This window comes from Noviherbaspirillum sp. (assembly GCF_035254685.1).
GTDB lineage: Bacteria > Pseudomonadota > Gammaproteobacteria > Burkholderiales > Burkholderiaceae_D > Noviherbaspirillum.
The window spans coordinates 371,065-390,320 of the sequence record NZ_DATFAI010000022.1 but is presented as its reverse complement, the minus strand read 5'-3'; the positions used below and the strand labels follow the sequence as shown (position 1 = coordinate 390,320).

17 protein-coding genes and 1 tRNA gene are annotated in these 19,256 nt (G+C 59.2%); 7 read left to right on the top strand and 11 right to left on the bottom strand.

Annotated features, from left to right (window positions below):
* Positions 1–3 precede the first annotated feature (3 nt).
* The 4 genes from sdhA to VJ698_RS09755 form a co-directional block, all read right to left on the bottom strand.
* Positions 4–1,782 carry a succinate dehydrogenase flavoprotein subunit gene (gene sdhA / locus VJ698_RS09770; protein WP_324102547.1) on the bottom strand — a complete coding sequence of 593 codons (1,779 nt, stop codon included), beginning with the start codon at positions 1,780–1,782 and terminating at the stop codon, positions 4–6.
* 2 nt (positions 1,783–1,784) lie between these two features.
* Complete coding sequence (sdhD, locus tag VJ698_RS09765) at positions 1,785–2,153, bottom strand: succinate dehydrogenase, hydrophobic membrane anchor protein (RefSeq protein WP_324102546.1); 369 nt, start codon at positions 2,151–2,153, stop codon at positions 1,785–1,787.
* A 1-nt stretch (position 2,154) separates the two neighbouring features.
* Positions 2,155–2,565, bottom strand: coding sequence for a succinate dehydrogenase, cytochrome b556 subunit (sdhC, locus tag VJ698_RS09760; RefSeq protein WP_324102616.1), 411 nt, complete (start codon positions 2,563–2,565; stop codon positions 2,155–2,157).
* 141 nt (positions 2,566–2,706) lie between these two features.
* Positions 2,707–3,498: a GntR family transcriptional regulator gene (locus VJ698_RS09755; protein WP_324102615.1), complete on the bottom strand. Its 792-nt coding sequence runs from the start codon at positions 3,496–3,498 to the stop codon at positions 2,707–2,709.
* 289 nt (positions 3,499–3,787) lie between these two features.
* On the opposite strand from VJ698_RS09755, the gene VJ698_RS09750 reads away from it, so the two are divergent.
* From VJ698_RS09750 to VJ698_RS09725, 6 genes are all read left to right on the top strand, one after another.
* Positions 3,788–4,777 carry a malate dehydrogenase gene (locus VJ698_RS09750; RefSeq protein WP_324102545.1) on the top strand — a complete coding sequence of 330 codons (990 nt, stop codon included), beginning with the start codon at positions 3,788–3,790 and terminating at the stop codon, positions 4,775–4,777.
* 80 nt (positions 4,778–4,857) lie between these two features.
* Positions 4,858–5,826 (top strand): HpcH/HpaI aldolase/citrate lyase family protein, encoded by a 969-nt coding sequence (locus VJ698_RS09745; protein ID WP_324102544.1) that lies wholly within the window; start codon positions 4,858–4,860, stop codon positions 5,824–5,826.
* A gap of 57 nt (positions 5,827–5,883) precedes the next feature.
* Complete coding sequence (locus VJ698_RS09740) at positions 5,884–6,339, top strand: hypothetical protein (RefSeq protein ID WP_324102543.1); 456 nt, start codon at positions 5,884–5,886, stop codon at positions 6,337–6,339.
* Positions 6,340–6,459: 120 nt separating this feature from the next.
* Entirely contained in the window at positions 6,460–9,171 is a 2,712-nt protein-coding gene (gene acnA, locus VJ698_RS09735; RefSeq protein WP_324102542.1) for an aconitate hydratase AcnA, read from the top strand.
* A gap of 163 nt (positions 9,172–9,334) precedes the next feature.
* Entirely contained in the window at positions 9,335–9,481 is a 147-nt protein-coding gene (locus VJ698_RS09730; RefSeq protein ID WP_324102541.1) for a hypothetical protein, read from the top strand.
* Positions 9,482–9,699: 218 nt separating this feature from the next.
* Positions 9,700–10,947: a DUF2863 family protein gene (locus VJ698_RS09725; RefSeq protein WP_324102540.1), complete on the top strand. Its 1,248-nt coding sequence runs from the start codon at positions 9,700–9,702 to the stop codon at positions 10,945–10,947.
* Between the two features lie 32 nt (positions 10,948–10,979).
* On the opposite strand, the gene VJ698_RS09720 is transcribed toward VJ698_RS09725, so the two are convergent.
* Both VJ698_RS09720 and VJ698_RS09715 read right to left on the bottom strand, forming a co-directional pair.
* Entirely contained in the window at positions 10,980–11,444 is a 465-nt protein-coding gene (locus VJ698_RS09720; protein ID WP_324102539.1) for a CYTH domain-containing protein, read from the bottom strand.
* Positions 11,435–12,574: a M14 family metallopeptidase gene (locus VJ698_RS09715; RefSeq protein ID WP_324102614.1), complete on the bottom strand. Its 1,140-nt coding sequence runs from the start codon at positions 12,572–12,574 to the stop codon at positions 11,435–11,437. The genes VJ698_RS09720 and VJ698_RS09715 overlap by 10 nt, the downstream gene beginning before the upstream one ends.
* 163 nt (positions 12,575–12,737) lie before the next feature.
* Between VJ698_RS09715 and VJ698_RS09710 the strand changes: the two genes are divergently transcribed.
* Positions 12,738–12,814: transfer RNA gene (locus VJ698_RS09710), tRNA-Pro, on the top strand.
* 62 nt (positions 12,815–12,876) lie between these two features.
* Here VJ698_RS09710 and VJ698_RS09705 read toward each other — a convergent pair.
* The 5 genes from VJ698_RS09705 to VJ698_RS09685 all read right to left on the bottom strand — a co-directional run bounded on the left by VJ698_RS09705 (position 12,877) and on the right by VJ698_RS09685 (position 19,250).
* The gene (locus tag VJ698_RS09705) at positions 12,877–14,121 is read right to left on the bottom strand and encodes a cytochrome c (protein WP_324102538.1); all 1,245 of its coding nucleotides are present in this window, start codon (positions 14,119–14,121) and stop codon (positions 12,877–12,879) included.
* 12 nt (positions 14,122–14,133) lie between these two features.
* On the bottom strand, positions 14,134–15,897 hold the full coding sequence (locus tag VJ698_RS09700; RefSeq protein ID WP_324102537.1) for a GMC family oxidoreductase: 1,764 nt from the start codon (positions 15,895–15,897) through the stop codon (positions 14,134–14,136).
* A gap of 14 nt (positions 15,898–15,911) precedes the next feature.
* Positions 15,912–16,649 carry a gluconate 2-dehydrogenase subunit 3 family protein gene (locus VJ698_RS09695; RefSeq protein WP_324102536.1) on the bottom strand — a complete coding sequence of 246 codons (738 nt, stop codon included), beginning with the start codon at positions 16,647–16,649 and terminating at the stop codon, positions 15,912–15,914.
* Between the two features lie 340 nt (positions 16,650–16,989).
* A complete protein-coding gene (locus VJ698_RS09690) occupies positions 16,990–17,433 on the bottom strand; it encodes a CBS domain-containing protein (RefSeq protein ID WP_324102535.1) in 444 nt (147 codons plus the stop codon).
* A gap of 284 nt (positions 17,434–17,717) precedes the next feature.
* Complete coding sequence (locus tag VJ698_RS09685; RefSeq protein ID WP_324102534.1) at positions 17,718–19,250, bottom strand: class I adenylate-forming enzyme family protein; 1,533 nt, start codon at positions 19,248–19,250, stop codon at positions 17,718–17,720.
* Positions 19,251–19,256: the final 6 nt, after the last annotated feature.

Genomic DNA, 19,256 nt, shown 5'->3' with positions numbered 1-19,256 from the left:
ACCTTAGAAAGTACGTGCCTTAGGCTTGAAGGTTTCAACGGTCAGTGGTTTAGTGGTGACCGGTTTGTAGTCGAGGCGATTGCCTTCGGAGAACCACAGCGTGTGCTTCATCCAGTTTTCGTCGTCACGCTTCTCGTAGTCGCGATGTGCGTGCGCGCCGCGCGATTCCTTGCGTGCCGCAGCCGAGACGATGGTCGCCTTTGCAACTTCAATCAGGTTGTCCAGTTCGAGCGCTTCGACGCGCGCGGTGTTGAACACCTTCGACTTGTCCTTGAACGAGACGTGCTTGCGACGCTCATTGAGTTCCAGGATTTTCTTCATGCCAGTTTGCAGCAATTCGTCGGTGCGGAACACGCCGCAATACTGCTGCATGGTGGTACGGATTGCATTTGCCACATCCTGCACGCGCTCGGAACCGTTGCTCTTTTCCAGCTGAGCCATGCGCGACAGCGCGAAGTCAGCGGCATCGGCAGGGAGCGGCTTGTGGCTCTTCTGTTGCAGGTTGGATGCAACGATATGGTTGCCTGCAGCACGACCGAACACGACGAGATCGAGCAGCGAGTTGGTACCGAGACGGTTCGCACCGTGAACGGAAACGCAGGCACATTCGCCGATGGCGTACATGCCGTTGACGACTTCAGCCGGATTGCCGTTCTTCGGTGCAACGACCTGGCCATGGATGTTGGTCGGGATGCCGCCCATCTGGTAGTGAATCGTCGGAACGACCGGGATCGGCTCCTTGGTGGCATCGACGTTGGCGAACTTGTGGCCGATTTCGAGAATCGACGGCAGGCGCTTGCGGATGGTGTCGGCACCGATGTGACGCAGATCCAGCAGCACGTGATCCTTGTTCGGACCGCAGCCACGGCCTTCCTTGATTTCCTGGTCCATGGAACGCGACACGAAGTCACGCGGCGCCAGGTCCTTCAGGGTCGGCGCGTAGCGCTCCATGAAACGCTCGCCGTTGGAGTTGATCAGAATGCCGCCCTCGCCGCGCACGCCTTCAGTGATCAGCACGCCCGCACCGGAAACGCCGGTCGGGTGGAACTGCCAGAACTCCATATCCTGCAGCGGCAGGCCTGCGCGCGCAGCCATACCTGCGCCGTCACCGGTGTTGATGAAGGCGTTGGTCGACGCAGCGAAGATCCGGCCGGCACCGCCAGTGGCGAACATCGTCGTTTTCGCTTCGAGAATCATGACGTCGCCGGTTTCCATTTCCAGCGCGACGACACCGAGCACGTCGCCATCCTGGTCGCGGATCAGGTCAATCGCCATCCACTCGACGAAGAAGTGGGTCCGGGCACGCACGTTGCGCTGGTACAGCGTGTGCAGCAGCGCATGGCCGGTGCGGTCAGCGGCGGCACAGGCGCGTTGCACCGGCTTCTCGCCGAAATTGGCGGTGTGGCCACCGAACGGACGCTGGTAGATCGTGCCGTCGGGGTTGCGGTCGAACGGCATGCCGAAGTGTTCGAGTTCGTACACGACCTTCGGTGCTTCGCGGCACATGAACTCGATGGCATCCTGGTCGCCCAGATAGTCGCCACCCTTGACGGTGTCGAACATGTGCCAGTACCAGTTGTCCTCGGACATATTGCCGAGCGATGCGCCAATGCCACCCTGCGCGGCAACGGTATGCGAACGGGTCGGGAAAACCTTGGACAGAACAGCGACGTTCAGGCCGGCTTCGGCCAGCTGCAGCGATGCGCGCATGCCGGAACCGCCGGCGCCGACGATAACCGCATCAAAGCGGCGTGTAGGAATGGATTGTTTGACTGCCACCACGATTACGCTCTCCAGATAATCTGCGCCGCCCAACCGGCACAACCGACCAGCCACAGGATTGTGGCCATTTGCAATGCGAGTCGAAGGCCGACCGACTTGGTGCAGTAATCCATCAGGATGTCACGCACACCGACCCAGGCGTGGTAGAACAGCGCCAGGAATGCGACAAAGGTCGCAATCTTGAACCATTGCTGCGCGAACAGGCCAGCCCAACCTTCGTAGCTGAAATTCTTTCCACTCAAGAACGCGATCAGGAGAATGATCGTGTACAGGACCATCACGACGGCTGTCATGCGTTGCGCAAGCCAGTCGCGGAGGCCGTAGTGTGCGCCGACCACCAGGCGCTTCGGTCCGATATTGTTGTTTGCCATCTTAAAAAGCTCCGAACAGTTTCAATGCAACCAGTGCCGTCAGCGGAAGGCTGACAGAGAAAACGGCAACAGACGATTTGCGTGCGCTGAGCTTGTCGAGGCCCCAGTGCAGGTCCATCAGGAGATGGCGGACGCCTGCGCAGATGTGATGGAGATAGGCCCAGCACAGTGCGAGGATCGCGAGCTTGACCAGGAAATGAGAGGTGTATCCTCTGAAGTGTTCAAAGGAAATTTCGGATGTCAGGCTCTGATCGAGCAGATAGAGCACGAAGGGTAACAGAACGAACATCAGCAGGCCGCTGATGCGATGCAGAATCGATACGATACCTGCCAGCGGCAACCGGTAATGCACGGTTTGCGCAAAGGTCATGACACCAAACTGACGCCGATCCTTTTTCACGGCTTCCGACATAACAACACCTCCCAGACTTGATAATCCCGTAATTTTCGCCGATTTTTGTGCAGCACACCAATAGTAATCTTCACCGTTGCCGAAATCATTGTTTGTCAAGCGAGGGCTATCCCGTATTGCCAGTACTTTGCGCCCGCGCCTTCAGCTCAACTCATTCTGGTAGTGGTGGCGATCCGTCAGATACAAGCCTCGCCGCACTTCCACTGGCTTGTCACCATAGGTAAAGGAAACCCGCTCCACGCTGAGCAGCGGCGTTTGTTTCGCCACCTTCAGCAATTCGGCCGTCTCTTCATCCGCCGTAACTGCGCGGATCCGTTCGGTGGCACGAATCATGCGCGTTCCGAACTCTGTCTCGAACAATCCGTACATCGGCCCCTTGTACTCTACGAGGCGCTCCGCAGTCAGTCCCTTGAATATCAGACCCGGCAACCAGAGCTCTTCGACGATCGTTGGTGCGCCGTCGAACGACTGCACGCGCCTGATGAAGATGACCGAATCGCCGGACTTGATATCGAGCAGGCGCGCAACCTCAGCGGGTGCCCGCAGGCGCTTGACTTCCAGAATCTTGTTGTCGGGGTTGTGCGGCTCGCCGGAATCCGGCATCAGGCGCAGAAAACGGTATTGCGCGCGGGCCTCGTGATGTGTCGCAACAAACGTGCCCTTGCCTTGGCGGCGAACCACCAGGTTTTCTGCCGCAAGTTCGTCGATCGCCTTGCGAACCGTACCCTGACTGACTTTGAATCGGTTGGCGAGTTCGACCTCGCTCGGAATCAGCTCGCCCGGCTTCCATTCGCCGGACTGCAGGCTCTGCGTGATGAGCGCCTTGATTTGCTGATATAGCGGACTGAAGGTAGGAGAGCTCCCCGGAGCGGAAACTCCGCCCCCTGCACCAAGGGTGCCGATAGTTGTCAAATTGGCCGGAGCGGAACTCATAACCTGAGATTTCACCACAAAATGACCTTTTCCGTCCAGCAAAAAGTATGAGGTGATATGTCTTATATAAGATATAAGATAGGCGTTGACAGCTTACCCATGTGAGCCTACACTCGCGTGCAACATTTGCAGGATGCAAGCCCTTTCACAGGTTCTGGTAATGCCATGCATGAAATGCCTGATGAGATGCCCTTCCGGCCATGACCGAGGAGGCTTTCGACGGTATGATTACAGGCTTACATAAGAATTCGTAAAGTTTCGCCCTTTCATTCCACTTTGGAGATTCATCATGGCTAAAGCCCCTATGCGCGTTGCCGTTACCGGCGCCGCCGGTCAAATCGGCTACTCCCTGCTGTTCCGCATCGCCAACGGCGATATGCTGGGCAAAGATCAGCCTGTCATCCTGCAACTGCTCGAAATCCCCGACGAGAAGGCCCAGAAGGCACTCAAGGGCGTAATGATGGAAATCGACGACTGCGCGTTCCCGCTGCTGGCCGGCATGACCGCCCACAGCGACCCGATGACCGCATTCAAGGATGCTGACGTTGCCCTGCTGGTTGGCGCACGTCCGCGCGGCCCGGGCATGGAGCGCAAGGACCTGCTCGAAGCCAACGCTCAGATCTTCACGGTGCAAGGCAAGGCACTGAACGCCGTCGCTTCCCGTAACGTCAAGGTACTGGTCGTCGGCAATCCGGCCAATACCAACGCCTACATCGCCATGAAGTCGGCACCGGATCTGCCGGCCAAGAACTTCACCGCGATGCTGCGCCTGGACCACAACCGCGCCCTGACGCAAGTCGCCCAGAAGATCGGCAAGCCGGTTTCCGCGATCGAAAAGCTGTGCGTGTGGGGCAACCACTCCCCGACCATGTACGCGGACTATCGCTTTGCCAACGTCGACGGCAAGTCGGTCAAGGAAATGATCAACGACGAAGAATGGAACAAGAACGTGTTCCTGCCGACCGTCGGCAAGCGCGGCGCAGCGATCATCGAAGCGCGCGGCCTGTCCTCCGCTGCCTCCGCGGCGAATGCGGCCATCGACCATGTACGTGACTGGGTGCTCGGCACGAACGGCAAGTGGACCACCATGGGCATTCCGTCCGACGGCTCCTACGGCATTCCGGAAGGCACCGTGTTCGGTTTCCCAGTCACGACCGAGAATGGCGAGTACAAGATCGTGCAAGGCCTGGCAATTGACGCATTCTCGCAAGAGCGCATCAACCTCACGCTGAAGGAACTGATGGACGAGCGTGATGGCGTGAAACACCTGGTAGGCTAAACCTCCCAAGTCTCCGAAAGGACAGGAACGGCAGCACCAGGCTGCCGTTCCAGCCGACGCCCTTTCCAATTGCACTGAACATGCACCCTTCCGAGGTCTTATTCCAGGGCAAGCACAAACCGGTGTCGATTCCGGTCTGCGATCACTATGCCGGCGCTGAAAAGCTGATGCGCAAGTCGATTGCCTTGCAACAAGAACTCGGCCCCCTGTTCGATATCACCCTCGACTGCGAAGACGGCGCAAGCGCCGGTAACGAAGAAGCCCACGCCAACCTGGTTGCCTCGCTCATCGCCAGTGATGACAACAGGTTCGGCCGCATCGGCGCCCGTGTCCACGACCTGAACCACCCCAGCTTCGAGCAAGACGTCGCCATTATCTGTGGCGCTGCAGAACGCCTCGCCTACCTGGTCGTTCCGAAGCCCGAGAATCTGGACGAAGTGACGCGTGCCATTGGCATCATCAACGCGTACGCCGGCAAAAATGGCCGCGAGTCCCTGTCGATCCATATCCTGATCGAAACGCACGGGGCGCTGGCCGACGCCAATGCCATTGCGGCAATTCCGCAGGTCGAATGTCTTTCGTTCGGCATCATGGATTTCGTCTCTGCGCATTACGGCGCCATTCCGGGCAACGCGATGCGCTCGCCGGCCCAGTTCACCCATCCGCTGGTCACCCGCGCGAAACTCGACATCGCAGCCGCCTGTCATGCGCATGGCAAGGTGCCGTCGCATAACGTCACCACAGAGATCAAGGACACATCGGTCGTCGCCAGCGACGCGCATCGCGCGAGCGCGGAATTCGGCTATACGCGGATGTGGAGCATCCATCCCGACCAGATCAAGCCGATACTCAAGGCCCTCTCCCCGCGCAGCTCGGAAGTGAGCGAAGCGGTGGCGATCCTGGCTGAAGCGCAGGCCGCGCAATGGGGGCCGATACAACATCACGGAAAGCTGCACGACCGCGCCAGTTACCGTTACTATTGGGCGATACTGCAGCGAGCAAAAGCGAGCGGTATGCCATTGCCAGAATCATCAGGGAGTTTGTTGTAAACACTGCGGCGCAACATGAAGTGAATTAAAACGGCGCACATTAGAGGAAACATCATCATGAAAAAACTGTCAGCATTTATTCTTTTGATCGCCGGCATTGCCTGCGGAGCGTCGCCGGTCATGGCGGAAAGCGCCGCCGGGCACGCAGGCAAGAAAGCGACCGCCAAGAAGGCGGCGCACAAGCATGAGGCACAGGCGACGGACGAAAAGGAGCCCGACGTCTCCGGCCTGCGTCCGACTGCGTTCAATTGCGAACTTGGCAACAAGATCACGATCTACAGCAAGGCGAGCGACGACCAGCAGATCGCCCTGCACTGGAACAAGCACACGCATCTCATGACGCGCGTGTCCACGACAACCGGCGCGCAGCGTTTTGAAAACGCACAAAGTGGCCTGGTCTGGATCGGCATTCCCGCCAAGGGCATGCTGCTCGATTCCAAGCATGGCCACCAGCTTGCGAATGAATGCAAGAACGCGGAGCAGGAAGCGCAGCACGTCGCAGAGAAAAGCTGAAAGGGAACACAACAAGGGAGCACGAGATCATTTTTCATTCAGGATGCCGCCCATACATCCTGAATGCACGGCTTGAGATTCTTTCGTTATCAGTTCAGTCCGAATAATCAAGGAGAGGCCATGTCCCGCAACACTCTGAACACGCTCAAGGAATTCACCATTTCAGGCTCCAGGAAAGGCAAGTTTCATTCGCTCCCGGCGCTCGAAAAGGCGCTCGGCGTCAACATCTCCCGCCTCCCGGTTTCGATCCGCATCGTGCTGGAGTCGGTGCTGCGCAACTGCGACGGCAAGAAAGTGACGGAAGAGCATGTCAGGCAGCTTGCAAACTGGGGCCCGAGCGCGGCGCGCGTCGATGAGATTCCTTTTGTCGTGGCGCGTGTAGTGTTGCAGGACTTCACTGGCGTTCCTCTCCTCGCCGACCTCGCCGCCATGCGCGGCGTGGCAGCGAAAATGGGCAAGAAACCAAAGAACATCGAACCGCTGGTTCCGGTCGACCTCGTGGTCGACCATTCGGTACAGGTCGATTACTACCGCGACAAGAACGCGCTCGCCCTGAACATGAAGATGGAATTCCAGCGCAACAACGAACGTTACCAGTTCATGAAGTGGGGCATGCAAGCGTTCGATACCTTCGGCGTCGTGCCCCCGGGCTTCGGCATCGTGCACCAGGTTAATCTCGAATACCTGGCGCGTGGTGTGCATTGCAGGGACGGCGTGTACTATCCCGACACACTGGTCGGCACTGACTCCCACACGACCATGATCAACGGCATCGGCGTGGTCGGCTGGGGCGTGGGCGGCATCGAAGCGGAAGCCGGCATGCTCGGCCAGCCGGTGTATTTCCTGACACCGGACGTGGTCGGCGTGAACCTGACCGGCAAGCTGCGCGAAGGCGTGACTGCAACGGATCTCGTCCTGACCATCACCGAACTGCTACGCAAGCACAAGGTTGTGGGCAAGTTTGTCGAATTTTTCGGCAAAGGCACACAATCCCTGTCGACCACCGACCGCGCCACCATCGGCAACATGGCGCCGGAATACGGCGCCACCATGGGTTTCTTCCCGGTTGACGACGCCACCATCGAATACTTCCGCGGCACTGGCCGCAGCACACAGGAAATCGACGCGTTCGAGGCCTATTTCAAGGCGCAGAACCTGTTCGGCATTCCGAAGGCCGGCGAGATCGACTACAGCAGTGTCGTGACGCTTGATCTCGGCACCGTGGCGCCTTCGCTCGCAGGCCCGAAGCGTCCGCAGGACCGTATCGAGATCGGCCACGTCAAGAACACCTTCACCGAACTGTTCTCGAAGCCGGTTTCCGAAAACGGCTTCAACAAGAAGGCTGCAGACCTTGGCGCGGTGTATGAAACGTCCAACGGGATCAAGATCAGCAACGGCGATGTCCTGATTGCAGCGATTACCTCCTGCACCAATACCTCCAATCCGAGCGTGTTGCTCGCCGCCGGCCTGCTGGCGAAGAAAGCGGTGGAAGCCGGACTTACGGTTGATCCGCACATCAAGACTTCGCTCGCGCCGGGATCGCGCGTCGTGACCAAGTACCTGGAAGCCGCCGGCCTGCTGCCCTACCTGGAGCAGTTGGGTTTTGGCGTGGCTGCCTATGGATGCACCACCTGCATCGGCAATGCCGGCGACCTGACGCCGGAAATCAACGAAGCGATCGTGAAGAACGATATCGTTGCCGCTGCAGTGCTGTCGGGCAATCGCAATTTCGAGGCGCGCATCCATCCGAACATCCGCGCCAACTTCCTCGCCTCCCCGCCGCTGGTGGTCGCCTATGCGATTGCCGGCACCATGACGAAAGATCTGATGACCGAACCGGTCGGCAAGGGCAAGAACGGCCGAGACATCTTCCTCGGCGACATCTGGCCAACGTCGGCGGAAATCGGCAAGCTGATGCGGTTTGCGATGAATGCGCAGACCTTCAAGGAAAACTACGCCGAAGTGAAGGACCAACCCGGGCAGTTGTGGGAACAGATCAAGGGCGTCGCCACGGGCGAGGTCTACAACTGGCCGACATCGACCTATATCGCGGAGCCGCCGTTCTTCGAGGATTTCGCCATGCAACCGAAGGCTGCCGCCAGCGGCATCACTGGTGCGCGGGCGCTTGGCGTGTTCGGTGATTCGATCACCACTGACCATATCTCGCCGGCCGGTTCCATCAAGGAAACCAGTCCGGCCGGCAAGTGGCTGATCGAAAATGGCGTCACGAAGGCGGACTTCAACTCATACGGATCGCGCCGCGGCAACCATGAAGTCATGATGCGTGGCACCTTCGCCAATGTGCGTATCAAGAACCTCATGATCCCGCCGAAGGAAGACGGTTCGCGCGTCGAAGGTGGCCTGACCATTCATCAGCCGAGTGGCGAGCAGACGTCGATCTATGATGCTGCCATGAAGTACATCAGCGATGGCGTACCGACCATGATCTTCGCCGGTGAAGAGTACGGCACCGGATCCTCGCGCGACTGGGCTGCGAAAGGAACTCAACTGCTCGGCGTGAAAGCGGTGGTGGCACGCTCCTTCGAGCGCATCCATCGTTCCAACCTGGTCGGCATGGGCGTCCTGCCGCTGCAGTTCCTGAATGACGACAGCGTACAGTCACTGGGCATCACCGGGAATGAAACATTCGATCTGACGGGCCTGGAGGGCGACATCAAGCCGCAACAGGAACTGAAGCTGATGATTCATCGCGGCAACGGCGAGACGAAGGAAGTGGACGTCCTGCTGCGCATCGACACACCGATCGAGGTTGACTACTACAAGCACGGCGGTATCCTGCCCTTCGTGCTCAGGCAATTGCTGGCTGCCTGAGCAGACTGCCGCGTGGGTTGCACGCAGGCCACGCCTTCATGGCAATAGATGAAGAGTCGGTCTGTGAAAGCAAGGCGTAAGCATGCGCAGGTATGCTTTCCACATGAGAAACGCCGGTTTCGACCGGCGTTTTCTTTGTCCAATTTCATCCTGGAGACCTAACATGTGGAAGATTCTCGTCGGCTTTTTTGCCTTTGCGCTCGTCGCGCTGTTGTTCATCATGAAAGGCGGAGACAAGGTCGACATGCAAGGCGAAGCTGGCCATGGCACGCAGACCACGTCGGAAGCATCTGCACCGGCCGCCAAGTAATTTGACATGCCGTATAGAGCCGCATGGACTTCCATGCGGCTTTTTCGTTTTTTGCGGATATACTGAGCTTATTGCGTGATTTCGGAACCGGCATGCCGGTTCCTGCAGGATCCCAAAGCAGTGGCGATACCGGTCAGCGATCCCCTGGCACGTGCTTTGGTAGGTACTTGTCGAATCCACTACAATACAGGATTCCCTGGCTCCACTCTTGATCCCTCATGCGCCGTCCCTCCAAAAGCTCTCCCAACAAGCTGTCCGCCGACAGCCAACGCCTGATTTCCCTTGCACAAGGCATGGCGCAAGCTGCCAGCCGCGTGGAAGAACGCGTGTGGGAGCACTCGCTGGATGCGCAAATCCACAAGGTACTGAAAGGCGCACACCAGGCGACCATCGATGCCGCGCTCGAGCATCTGTTCAAGAACGATCTCGACGCTTATGACGTGCTGATGGAAGCCGTCGAGGCCGGTGGCGAATCCTGCATCGTGGAGCATGAAGGCGTCCAGTATCAGGCGCTTCTGATTGCCGCGCCGATTCTCGCATGGACGCGTTATTCCATTTCATCGGGCACGATCAACGAGGAGATGCGCAACACCTTGTGCGCGCACCTGCACGGGCATCTCCTGGCAGATGATGTCCGGCTGGCCATGGTTCCGACCCTGTACTCCATCGACCAGTTGCCGCGCAACCACGTCGAAACATCCACGCTGACCCAACGCCTCGCCAAGTCGGCGATTGCCGGCACCCAGGCTCGACCGTTATCCAATGCACCGGAGACGGCGCCCTTCCTTGCCGATACGCGCTACCTGCTTGCCGCAATCGCCGCACCCGTCGGTGCTCCACTGTTCCGCTGGCAGGCGACCCAGCATCCCGGCGATCGTGCACAGGCGCTTGAAGCGTGGCGGACGCAGGCAACACCGAACATCACCTCGCTGTTGCCGGGATGCGGTGTCGAACTGCTGCTGCCGGAAGCCTATTTCGTCGCCTGCCGCGAAGCCGACAAGCAGATCCGCCCCGCATCGATTCGCGCAGCGGTGCATTTCCTGACCAATACGCTCAGCGTCGAACCGAATGGATTGCGTGCAATCATCGGCAGCTTCAGCGAAGATCCGGTGGCAGGGAGGGTCGATGAATACCGCATCAGTTTCACGCTCCGACAGAACCCTGAAGTCATCTACGGTGTGGTGTGGCCGCTGTACGGGCAGGAAGACGCGGACCAGTCCGCTGTCACCAGCTTCGAATCACTCACGACGCCGGAAGTGCTCGAAACCGAACTGCGTACGCCGTTGGAAGAAATCATCGCACTGCTGCGCGCCTGCGGCATTACGCACATCAAGCGTCACAACGAACACTTTCCGCTCGAATTCTGCGACGATTGCGGCGCACCCCTGTATCCGGATGCCGAGGCTGAGCTGGTGCATGCGGAAATGCCGGAAGATGTACCGACCGGCACTGGACATTTCCACTGAGGCGAGCACGCAGTCGCGCCCGAGCCGCGGCGCTACCAGCGTGAATAGGGATGACGCAGCAGGTTCGCGTTGAAATAGCGCGGATCGTGCGTCACCTCCTCGCCGACCCACTCCGGCCTTGCGAATTCCTGCTGTTCCGATTCCAGCTCGATCTCTGCCACCACCAGCCCGGCATTCTCGCCCAGGAATTCATCGACTTCCCACATCATGCCTTGCCAGGAAATACGATAACGGTATTTCTCGATCACCGGCCGTTCGCACAGCGTGTCGAGCATGGCTTGTGCATCGACCACGGGAACCGGGTACTCCCATTCCGTGCGCGTGGCGCCGCGGTTGCGGCCCTTGATGGTCAGCATCGCCTTGTCATCCTCGATGCGCACACGTACGGTGCGATCCGGCGCCGACGACAAATAGCCCTGGCGCAGCAGGACGCCCTTGCCCATCGACTTCCAGTCGTCGTTACGAACCAGGAACTTCCTTTCGATTTCTAGTCCCACGCTTTCCCCTTCTGCAGGCTATGCAGGATCGGCTGCAGGATCGCCTGCCCGAGTCGTGCACTGCGCGCGCCGTTCCATCCCGTTTGGTCGTCGGGCAGGTTCGCATTGTCCTTGAACGGCATCTCCAGCGTCAGCGAAACGCACTTGAAGGTATGTCCGACATACTTCGAGGCGAGTTGCAGCAATTCTTCCTTGTACTTGCCAGCCTCATAACCGCGCTTCGTCTGAAAATCGGGGCTGGCCTGCGCGAAGCTCTCGATGAATGCCTGCTGTTCCGCCTGCTGTTCGGCGGTGAATCCTTCCAGCATCTCGCAACCTGCCACAAATACATACGGCAGGCTTTCATCGCCGTGGATGTCCAGGAACAGGTCGCAGCCGACCTCGTGCAGCTTGTTCCTGACGACAAACACTTCCGGGCTGCGTTCCATCGATGGCGACATCCACTCGCGGTTCAGGTTCGCGCCGGCGGCATTGGTGCGCAGGTTACCGCGCACCGAGCCGTCCGGATTCATGTTCGGAACGATATAAAACACTGCGTGCGCAAGCAATTTCGTCGCAATGGAGTTGCTGCGGTCGAGCAAGGCGTCGACCATCCCTTCAATGAACCACTCCGCCATGGATTCGCCCGGATGCTGGCGAGCAATCACCCAGATCTTTTTCGCTGCGGCGGGATCGCCGATGACGGCCAGGTTCATGTCGCGTCCGTCGATCGTGCTGCCGAGGTCCAGCACACGGCCGTGCGGCGCACTCTCCACCCTGCCCAGCAGATCCAGGTGACGTTCCCACGAATAGGGTTCGAAGTAGGCGTAGTAGACGCTGTCGCGCTTCGGTGTGTGCGTCACCGTCAGCACATTGCCGTCGTAACTGGTCGGCACGCGGAACCAGTGTTTCCTGTCATAGCTGGCCACGGCACGATAATCGCTCCAGCCTTGTGGGAAAGCCGCATTCCCCGCGTTCAGGAAGCGCATCGTGCATGGCTGGTCGCGCGCGCCCTGCAGTCTGAAATGGAACCACTGAAGGAAGTTCGCCTGCGAATCCTTGCGGATGTTCAGCGTAATGGCCTCCGGATTGCTCGCGTCGACGACTTCAATGGCGCCGGCATCGAATTGATCGCTGATCTTGATTGTCATGCTCTCGGTCTCGTTCATGTCTTGCACCAGCAACGGTGGCAAGCTTGTGATGGCTACTGGCTGCTATTCTGCGGCTTTTGAACGCTTCCCGAAAGCCGGAAGTGCATGTTCAGGCTTGCAATGGTGAAAAGCCCCGCGAGTCTGCTATAATGCGAAGCTTCGTCGGGGCGTAGCGCAGCCTGGTAGCGCACTTGCATGGGGTGCAAGGGGTCGCGAGTTCGAATCCCGCCGCCCCGACCAATGAAATCAAAGGGTTACAGACTTCGGTCTGTAACCCTTTTCTCTTTTGCGGGCCTGCCCTTTCACCGCCCCAGGTCCTTCCGCATCTTCTTCACTGCATCCGCACCCACCGCCGCCGCCCGGTTTCCCCAGGCATTACGCACATAGGTGACAAGATCCGCCACCTGCTTGTCATCCAGCTTGCTTTCGAACGCAGGCATGCCGAATTCAACTGGACGAGCCGGCGTGCCGGCCTTCCTGCCTCCCTGCAGGACGAGATGCACGAGCGTATCCGGTTTCGCGGATTGCACGGAGGCGTTGCTCTTCAGGGATGGAAACACATTCGCCTGGCCCTCGCCGTTCTCCATGTGGCATGCCGCGCAATGATCCTGGTAGAGAGCGGCGCCGGTCATCATGCGTCGGCTGTCGACATTCCCGGCACGGCGATCTTCCTTGTCTTCATGCTTCGGCGGCGGCGCGTCCTTCAGGTAAACGGCAATCGCGTGCAAGTCGCCATCACTGAGGTATTGCGTGGAGTCCTTGATGACCTCCGCCATCGGCCCCGCCGCCGCAATGGTTTTCGTCGCGCCGGTTTTCAGGTATTCCGCGATATCGTTGACCGACCAGTTGCCGAGGCCATCACGCAGATCTTTGGTGAGATCCGACGCGTACCAATGCTCGCCGGCATCGCCGCCCGCCAGCCTGTCGCCGGTCTTCACTGCGCCGAGCCGGTTCTTGGGAGTATGGCAGGCGCCGCAATGTCCGGCGCCCTCGACCAGGTAGGCGCCGCGATTCCATTGGGCGGATTTGTTCGGGTTTGCCTTGTATTCACCCGGCTTGAAGAACATGTCGTTCCATACCGTCATTCCACCGCGCCAGCTGAGCGGCCAGGGAAGTTCGGGCCGCCTGACCTCGTTGTGCACCGGCTCCTGCGTGTCGAGATAGGCCTTGATCGCATCGACATCATCTCGCGTCAGCCTGGTGTACCAGGGATAGGGCATCGCCGGGTACAGGTGTTCGCCCTCGCGCGTGATGCCGTCATGCATGGCACGGTAAAAGTTGTCTGCTGACCAGTTGCCAATGCCTGTCTCCTTGTCAGGTGTGATGTTGGTTGCAAAGATCTTGCCGAAGGGCGTCGGTATTGCCTTTCCTCCCGCGAAGGGCTTGCCGCCGGCGTCGGTGTGGCATGCGGCGCAGTCAGCGGCGCGCACCAGGTACTGGCCGCGCTGGATACGCGTGTATGACGCATCGCCGACCATGGCGTGGGCAGCGATGGGGATCAGAATGAGTCCGGTTGCCATGGCAAGCGCGGAAATAGTCGAACGCATTTTCAGCTCCCGTCAGACCTGGACCAATGGCCCGCGCTGCTTGAGGTACTTGTTCCTGATGGCATCGGCCGCCCAATAGGTGAGCGCGCCGACGGTGCCTGTCGGGTTGTATCCGGCGTTTTGCGGAAAGACGCAGGCGCCCATCACGAACAGGTTGGGCACATCCCAGCATTGCAGGTAGCGATTGACCACGCTGGTTTTCGGATCGTCGCCCATGATTGCGCCGCCCGTGTTGTGCGTGGTCTGGTAAGGCACGATCGAGTAATGGCCGTTTCGTTGCTTGACGTGGATGGAACGCGGGTTCATGGCCTTGGCGATCATGGCCGCCTTGTCGGTGACGAAGTCCGACATCTTGTGTTCATTGTCGTGGAAATCGAATGTCAGCCGTAACAGCGGGTTGCCGTACGCATCGCGATAGGTCGGGTCAAGATCGAGGTAGCTGCCGCGATAGCTCATGACGCTGCCATGCGTGGCAATGGAAGCGCTGCGCAGATAATTTTCCGACATGGCCTTCTTCCAGGCCGAGCCCCACTTGGGCGTATCCTTCGGCACCTGATGCTGCAGGATGGGTCGTCCGCCTGTCGTCCACAATGCAATGTATCCGCCGCCGATGAAGCCGTGCGGGCCATGGTCGAAATTGTCGCCGTTGAAATCATCCACTGCCTGCCCGAGCGAACCGGCACCCATGAATGGATTGACGATGTCGTTGAGGAAGACATCGACCGAGGACGTGATCTGATACGCATAGTTGCGGCCGACCACGCCTTCGTTCGTCATCGGGTTGTAGGGCTTGCCGATAACGGAGAGCAGCAACAGGTGCACGTTGTGCGTCGTGTAGGCGCAGAGCACGACAAGTTCGGCCGGTTGCTCGAATTCCCTGCCCTGGCGATCGACGTAAGTCACGCTCCTGGCCTGCTTGCCCGAGGAATCGAGATTGACCCGTGTCACTTCGCAACCGGTGCGATAGGAGAAGCCCGTCTTCTTCAGCAGCACCGGCAGGATGGTCGTTTGCGGCGACGCCTTCGAGTAATTGCCGCAGCCGAACCATTCGCAATAGCCGCAGTAGGTGCACTGCCCCATCTGCACGCCAAGCGGGTTCTTGTATGGCTGCGAGGTGTTGGCGGCCGGCGCGGGGAATGAATGGAAGCCGGCTTCCTGGGCTGCCTTGTCGAACTTCACCGTGGCGAAGCTGCGCTTGAGCGGCGGATTCGGATAGCCGCGCTTGCGCGCACCTTCGAAAGGATTGCCGCCTGCCTGGATCTTCCCCTGGATATTGCCCGCCTGCCCGGAGATGCCACAGAGGTACTCGAACTTGTCGTAGTAGGGCTCGAGTTCCTCATAGGTCACGCCCCAGTCCTGGATCGTCATGTCATCCGGGATGAATTTCTTGCCATAGCGCTGCTCCGTATGGCTTCGGATCTTGAAATCGGTCGGCAGGAAGCGCCATGTCTGTCCGTTCCAGTGCACGCCTGCACCGCCGACCCCAGTACCGGGCAGGAAGGACCCGAGGTGACGCATCGGAAGCGCCACTTCATTGGTGGAATTCCGGAAGGTGAGTGTCTCGCGCGCCGGTTCTTCGAAGATCTCGTGGCGCACCGCATAACGCAATTCGTCCTGGATATAGGTAGGCGCAAAATCGGGAATCGTGTCGCGAAAGCCGCCGCGCTCCAGCGCCAGCACCTGCAGTCCCGCATCGGTCAGTTCCTGCGCGAGAATCGATGCTGTCCAGCCGAAACCGACCAGCACCACATCGACTGAATCAAGTCTTGTTGCCATACTTTCCTCATTTCTTATTTTCTGTTCTTCTTCAGCGCCGGCAGCCCATCGTAGCCGCCCAGGCCGATGTACGGTCGGTCGTAACGCTTACCGTACCGGGTGATTTCCTGCACGTAGTTGTAGCGCGGTCCCGGAAAGCCGATCAGTTTCCAGCCAGCGAATTGACGGTTTCCGCCGTATATCGGGTCAGCGAGGTAGCCCTCGTGCGTGTTTTGCAGCAGCATCTCGAAGAAGTCCTTGAGCGGAGCTTCCTGCGCCTGGATCTTGCCGTCGTCAATTGCATGCAAAAGATCCTCCTGCTGATTCGCGTTGAGCTGGGCGAACGTCTTGTTGCCGTAATGCGCCTTGCAGTAGGCGTCGACCGCCTGTATCCCTTGCCGGTACAACTGCGCCGGCGTGAGCTTGAGCTGGTAGCCTTGCTGCTCGCTGCCCTGGCGCCACGGACCTTGCATGTACCAGTGCTCGGCGCGGCCGAACGGTCCGGCCATCTGCTGGTCGATGAACCAGGCAACGCCGGCGGCACGTGCGCCTGGCCCCAGATCGTCGGAAGGTATCAGCCGGTCGAGCGCTGCATTGATGAATGCAAGCTCGTCTGCAGTGAAGAAGGAATATCTTTGCGGATCATCCGTATCCGGCAACAGCGGATTCGTTTGCGCAAATGCCTTTGTTCCAGCGAACCACGAAGACAGGATCGTCGTGGAGCCAACGAGTGCCATCCTGCGAAGCACTTCGCGGCGCGCGGGTTTGAACATGAGTGCGCTCCTTTACGCTTGCTGTCACCGCCCTGCAAGCGCAGGCCGGACATTCTGGACAAGGTGGAGCCGTGATTTGCAAGAGACGTACCTGCGGCATACTTGCGGTTCAAGAGCGAACGAAACGAGCCGCCTGCCCGTCCCATCGACCGCGATGGCAGCCTTTATTCAAAGGAATACATTGGGAGGAATGTAAAAGCAGGACTTCACTTGTAATTATTTCTGTTCGCCGAGCGCACGGCTTCCGCTCTTCAGCTCGTCATGCAGTCGCTATACTCGTGCGCGCACCGGCACAGGATGCCGCTGATCCCTCGCTATGCATGTGCGTGTTCCAGCCAGATCAGTGCAGCTTGCTGCGATCCGGTTGCGATGGAGATGAAATTTCCTCCAGCGTATGATCGACCTCCGCCGAATGCCTGGTCGCAAGATCGCCGAGGGATACGATACCGATCAGTTCACGACTGTCGTGATCCACGACCGGCATGCGACGGATCTGCGCGTCGCCCATCTTGTGCATGACTTCATCAACGGTCTGGTCTTCGAAGCACCATTGCACCTGATCAGTCATCACATCCGCCACGGCGACCTGGTCCGGCACCAGCCCGGCCGAGGTCGCGCGGATAGTGATGTCGCGGTCGGTAATCATGCCTATCAGACGCTTGTCGTCGCACACGGGTAGCGCACCGACATTCAGCTGGTCCATCATTTCTGCAGCGCGCCGCACGCTTTCGCGCGGAGCGATGCTGCTGACATCGCGTGTCATGACGTCGGAAATCCTTTGCATCGATATCTCCTTTCGTTGCCGTTTCGGCCCGGCACCGCCTGAAACCCTTTCGACTCCAGGTCGCGAGCCTGATGCAGACCAGTGTAGTACAGCATCGGGACATGGAAAGACGGCTGTTGCGGGCACTCCATGATGATGCCGCAACCATGCGTCGATGCAAATCCTCCGCATAAAAAAAAAGAGGGTCACGAATCCGCAACCCTCCAACACTGCTGGGGAAAAAAGATTACCTTCCACACACTTCAACAGCAACTACACCTGCAAAACCATTGCCTGGCGCGAACTCAGATTTTTTCGCCCCTTCCCTGCCAGTAGGGGTCGCGCAGTTCACGCTTGAGCGTCTTTCCGGCGGCGTTGCGCGGAAACGCGTCCATGATGACGACATCGCTGACGCGCTGGTAGCGTGCGGCGACGCGCAGGTTGGTCCACTCTTTGAGCTGCTCCGCCGTCGCCGCACGTGATGGCTTCAACACGACGGCGGCCAGCGGCGTCTCACCCCATTTCTCGTGCGGCACGCCAAACACGGCCACTTCCTGCACGTCCGGATGCCGCACAAGAACCTCTTCGATGTCGCGCGGGTAAATCTTCACGCCGCCGCTGTCAATCATCTCCTTCTTGCGGTCGACGAGATACAGGTAACCATCCTCATCGGTGTACCCAAGGTCGCCGGTGCGCAGCCAGCCGTCCCGCATTGCCTGCGCAGTCAGGTCCGGCCGCTTGAAATAGCCGGGCATCAACAAGGGGCTGCGGCCGACGATCTCGCCAATCTGGTTCGGTCCGGCAATGCTGCCGTTTTCCAGCTCGATGCGCATGTCCGAGAAAGGAATCGGAATGCCGACCGAACCCTGCTTGCGCACGGCGTCGTTGCGATCGAGGATCGTTACAAAGCCCTCCGTGAGGCCATAGAGTTCGTAGAAGCGCCCGGGGAGATAATGATTCAGGGCGTCCTTGTACTCGTTGTGCAACGGTGCGCCGAGCGAGAGGATCATTTCCAGCGATTGCATTTCTTCCGGATCGAAGCGCGGCGATGCCATCATCGCGATGATCTGCGACGGCACCATCATGGTATGCGTTACCTTGTCGCGCTTGATGGTTTCGATCAGCGCTTCGACATCGAATTGCGGATGAAGGATGTAGGTCGCGCCCTTGTAGAAGGCCGGCATCAGCGTGGTGAACGCGCCGTTGAAGACGATCGAACCGGTATGCAGAACGACCGATTCCGGATTGATGCGAAAGGCATTGGCCAACAGGGTGCAGTAGTTCGCCCGGATCTGGTGCGTGTGCACGATGCCCTTCGGCAGGCCGGTGGTGCCGCTGGTGTACATGATGTTGTAGACGTCATCCGCGGACAGCCCGGCATCTCGCGGTTCCTCCTCGCTGGCCGCCGTGAACCTTGCATAGTCCACGTAGCCAGGCGCGGCGCCGTCCACCAGTACGACACGATTGTCCGCCAGTCGGGTAATGCCCCGTCGGGCCGCATCGACCACAGGACGCAATGCATTGTTGCTGAACAGGAGCACCGCATCGGAATCGTCAAGCAAGCTGGCCAGCCCGGCGCCCAGCAGCATCGGCGACAAGGGAACAACGACGGCGCCCGTCTTCGCGGCTGCCCAGTAAATCTCAAGAAGCGCAAGGCAGTTGGGCAGCAGCGTGGCAATCTTCTGGCCTTTTTCAATGCCCAGGCCTTGCATGGCATTGGCGAGGCGGTTGACGCGGCGATTGAAGTCTCTGTAACTCAAACGTGTTTCACCAAACACGACCGCCGTCTGGTGCGGACGATAACGTGCGTGATGGGTGATCAAATCTCCGATATGCATACGTCT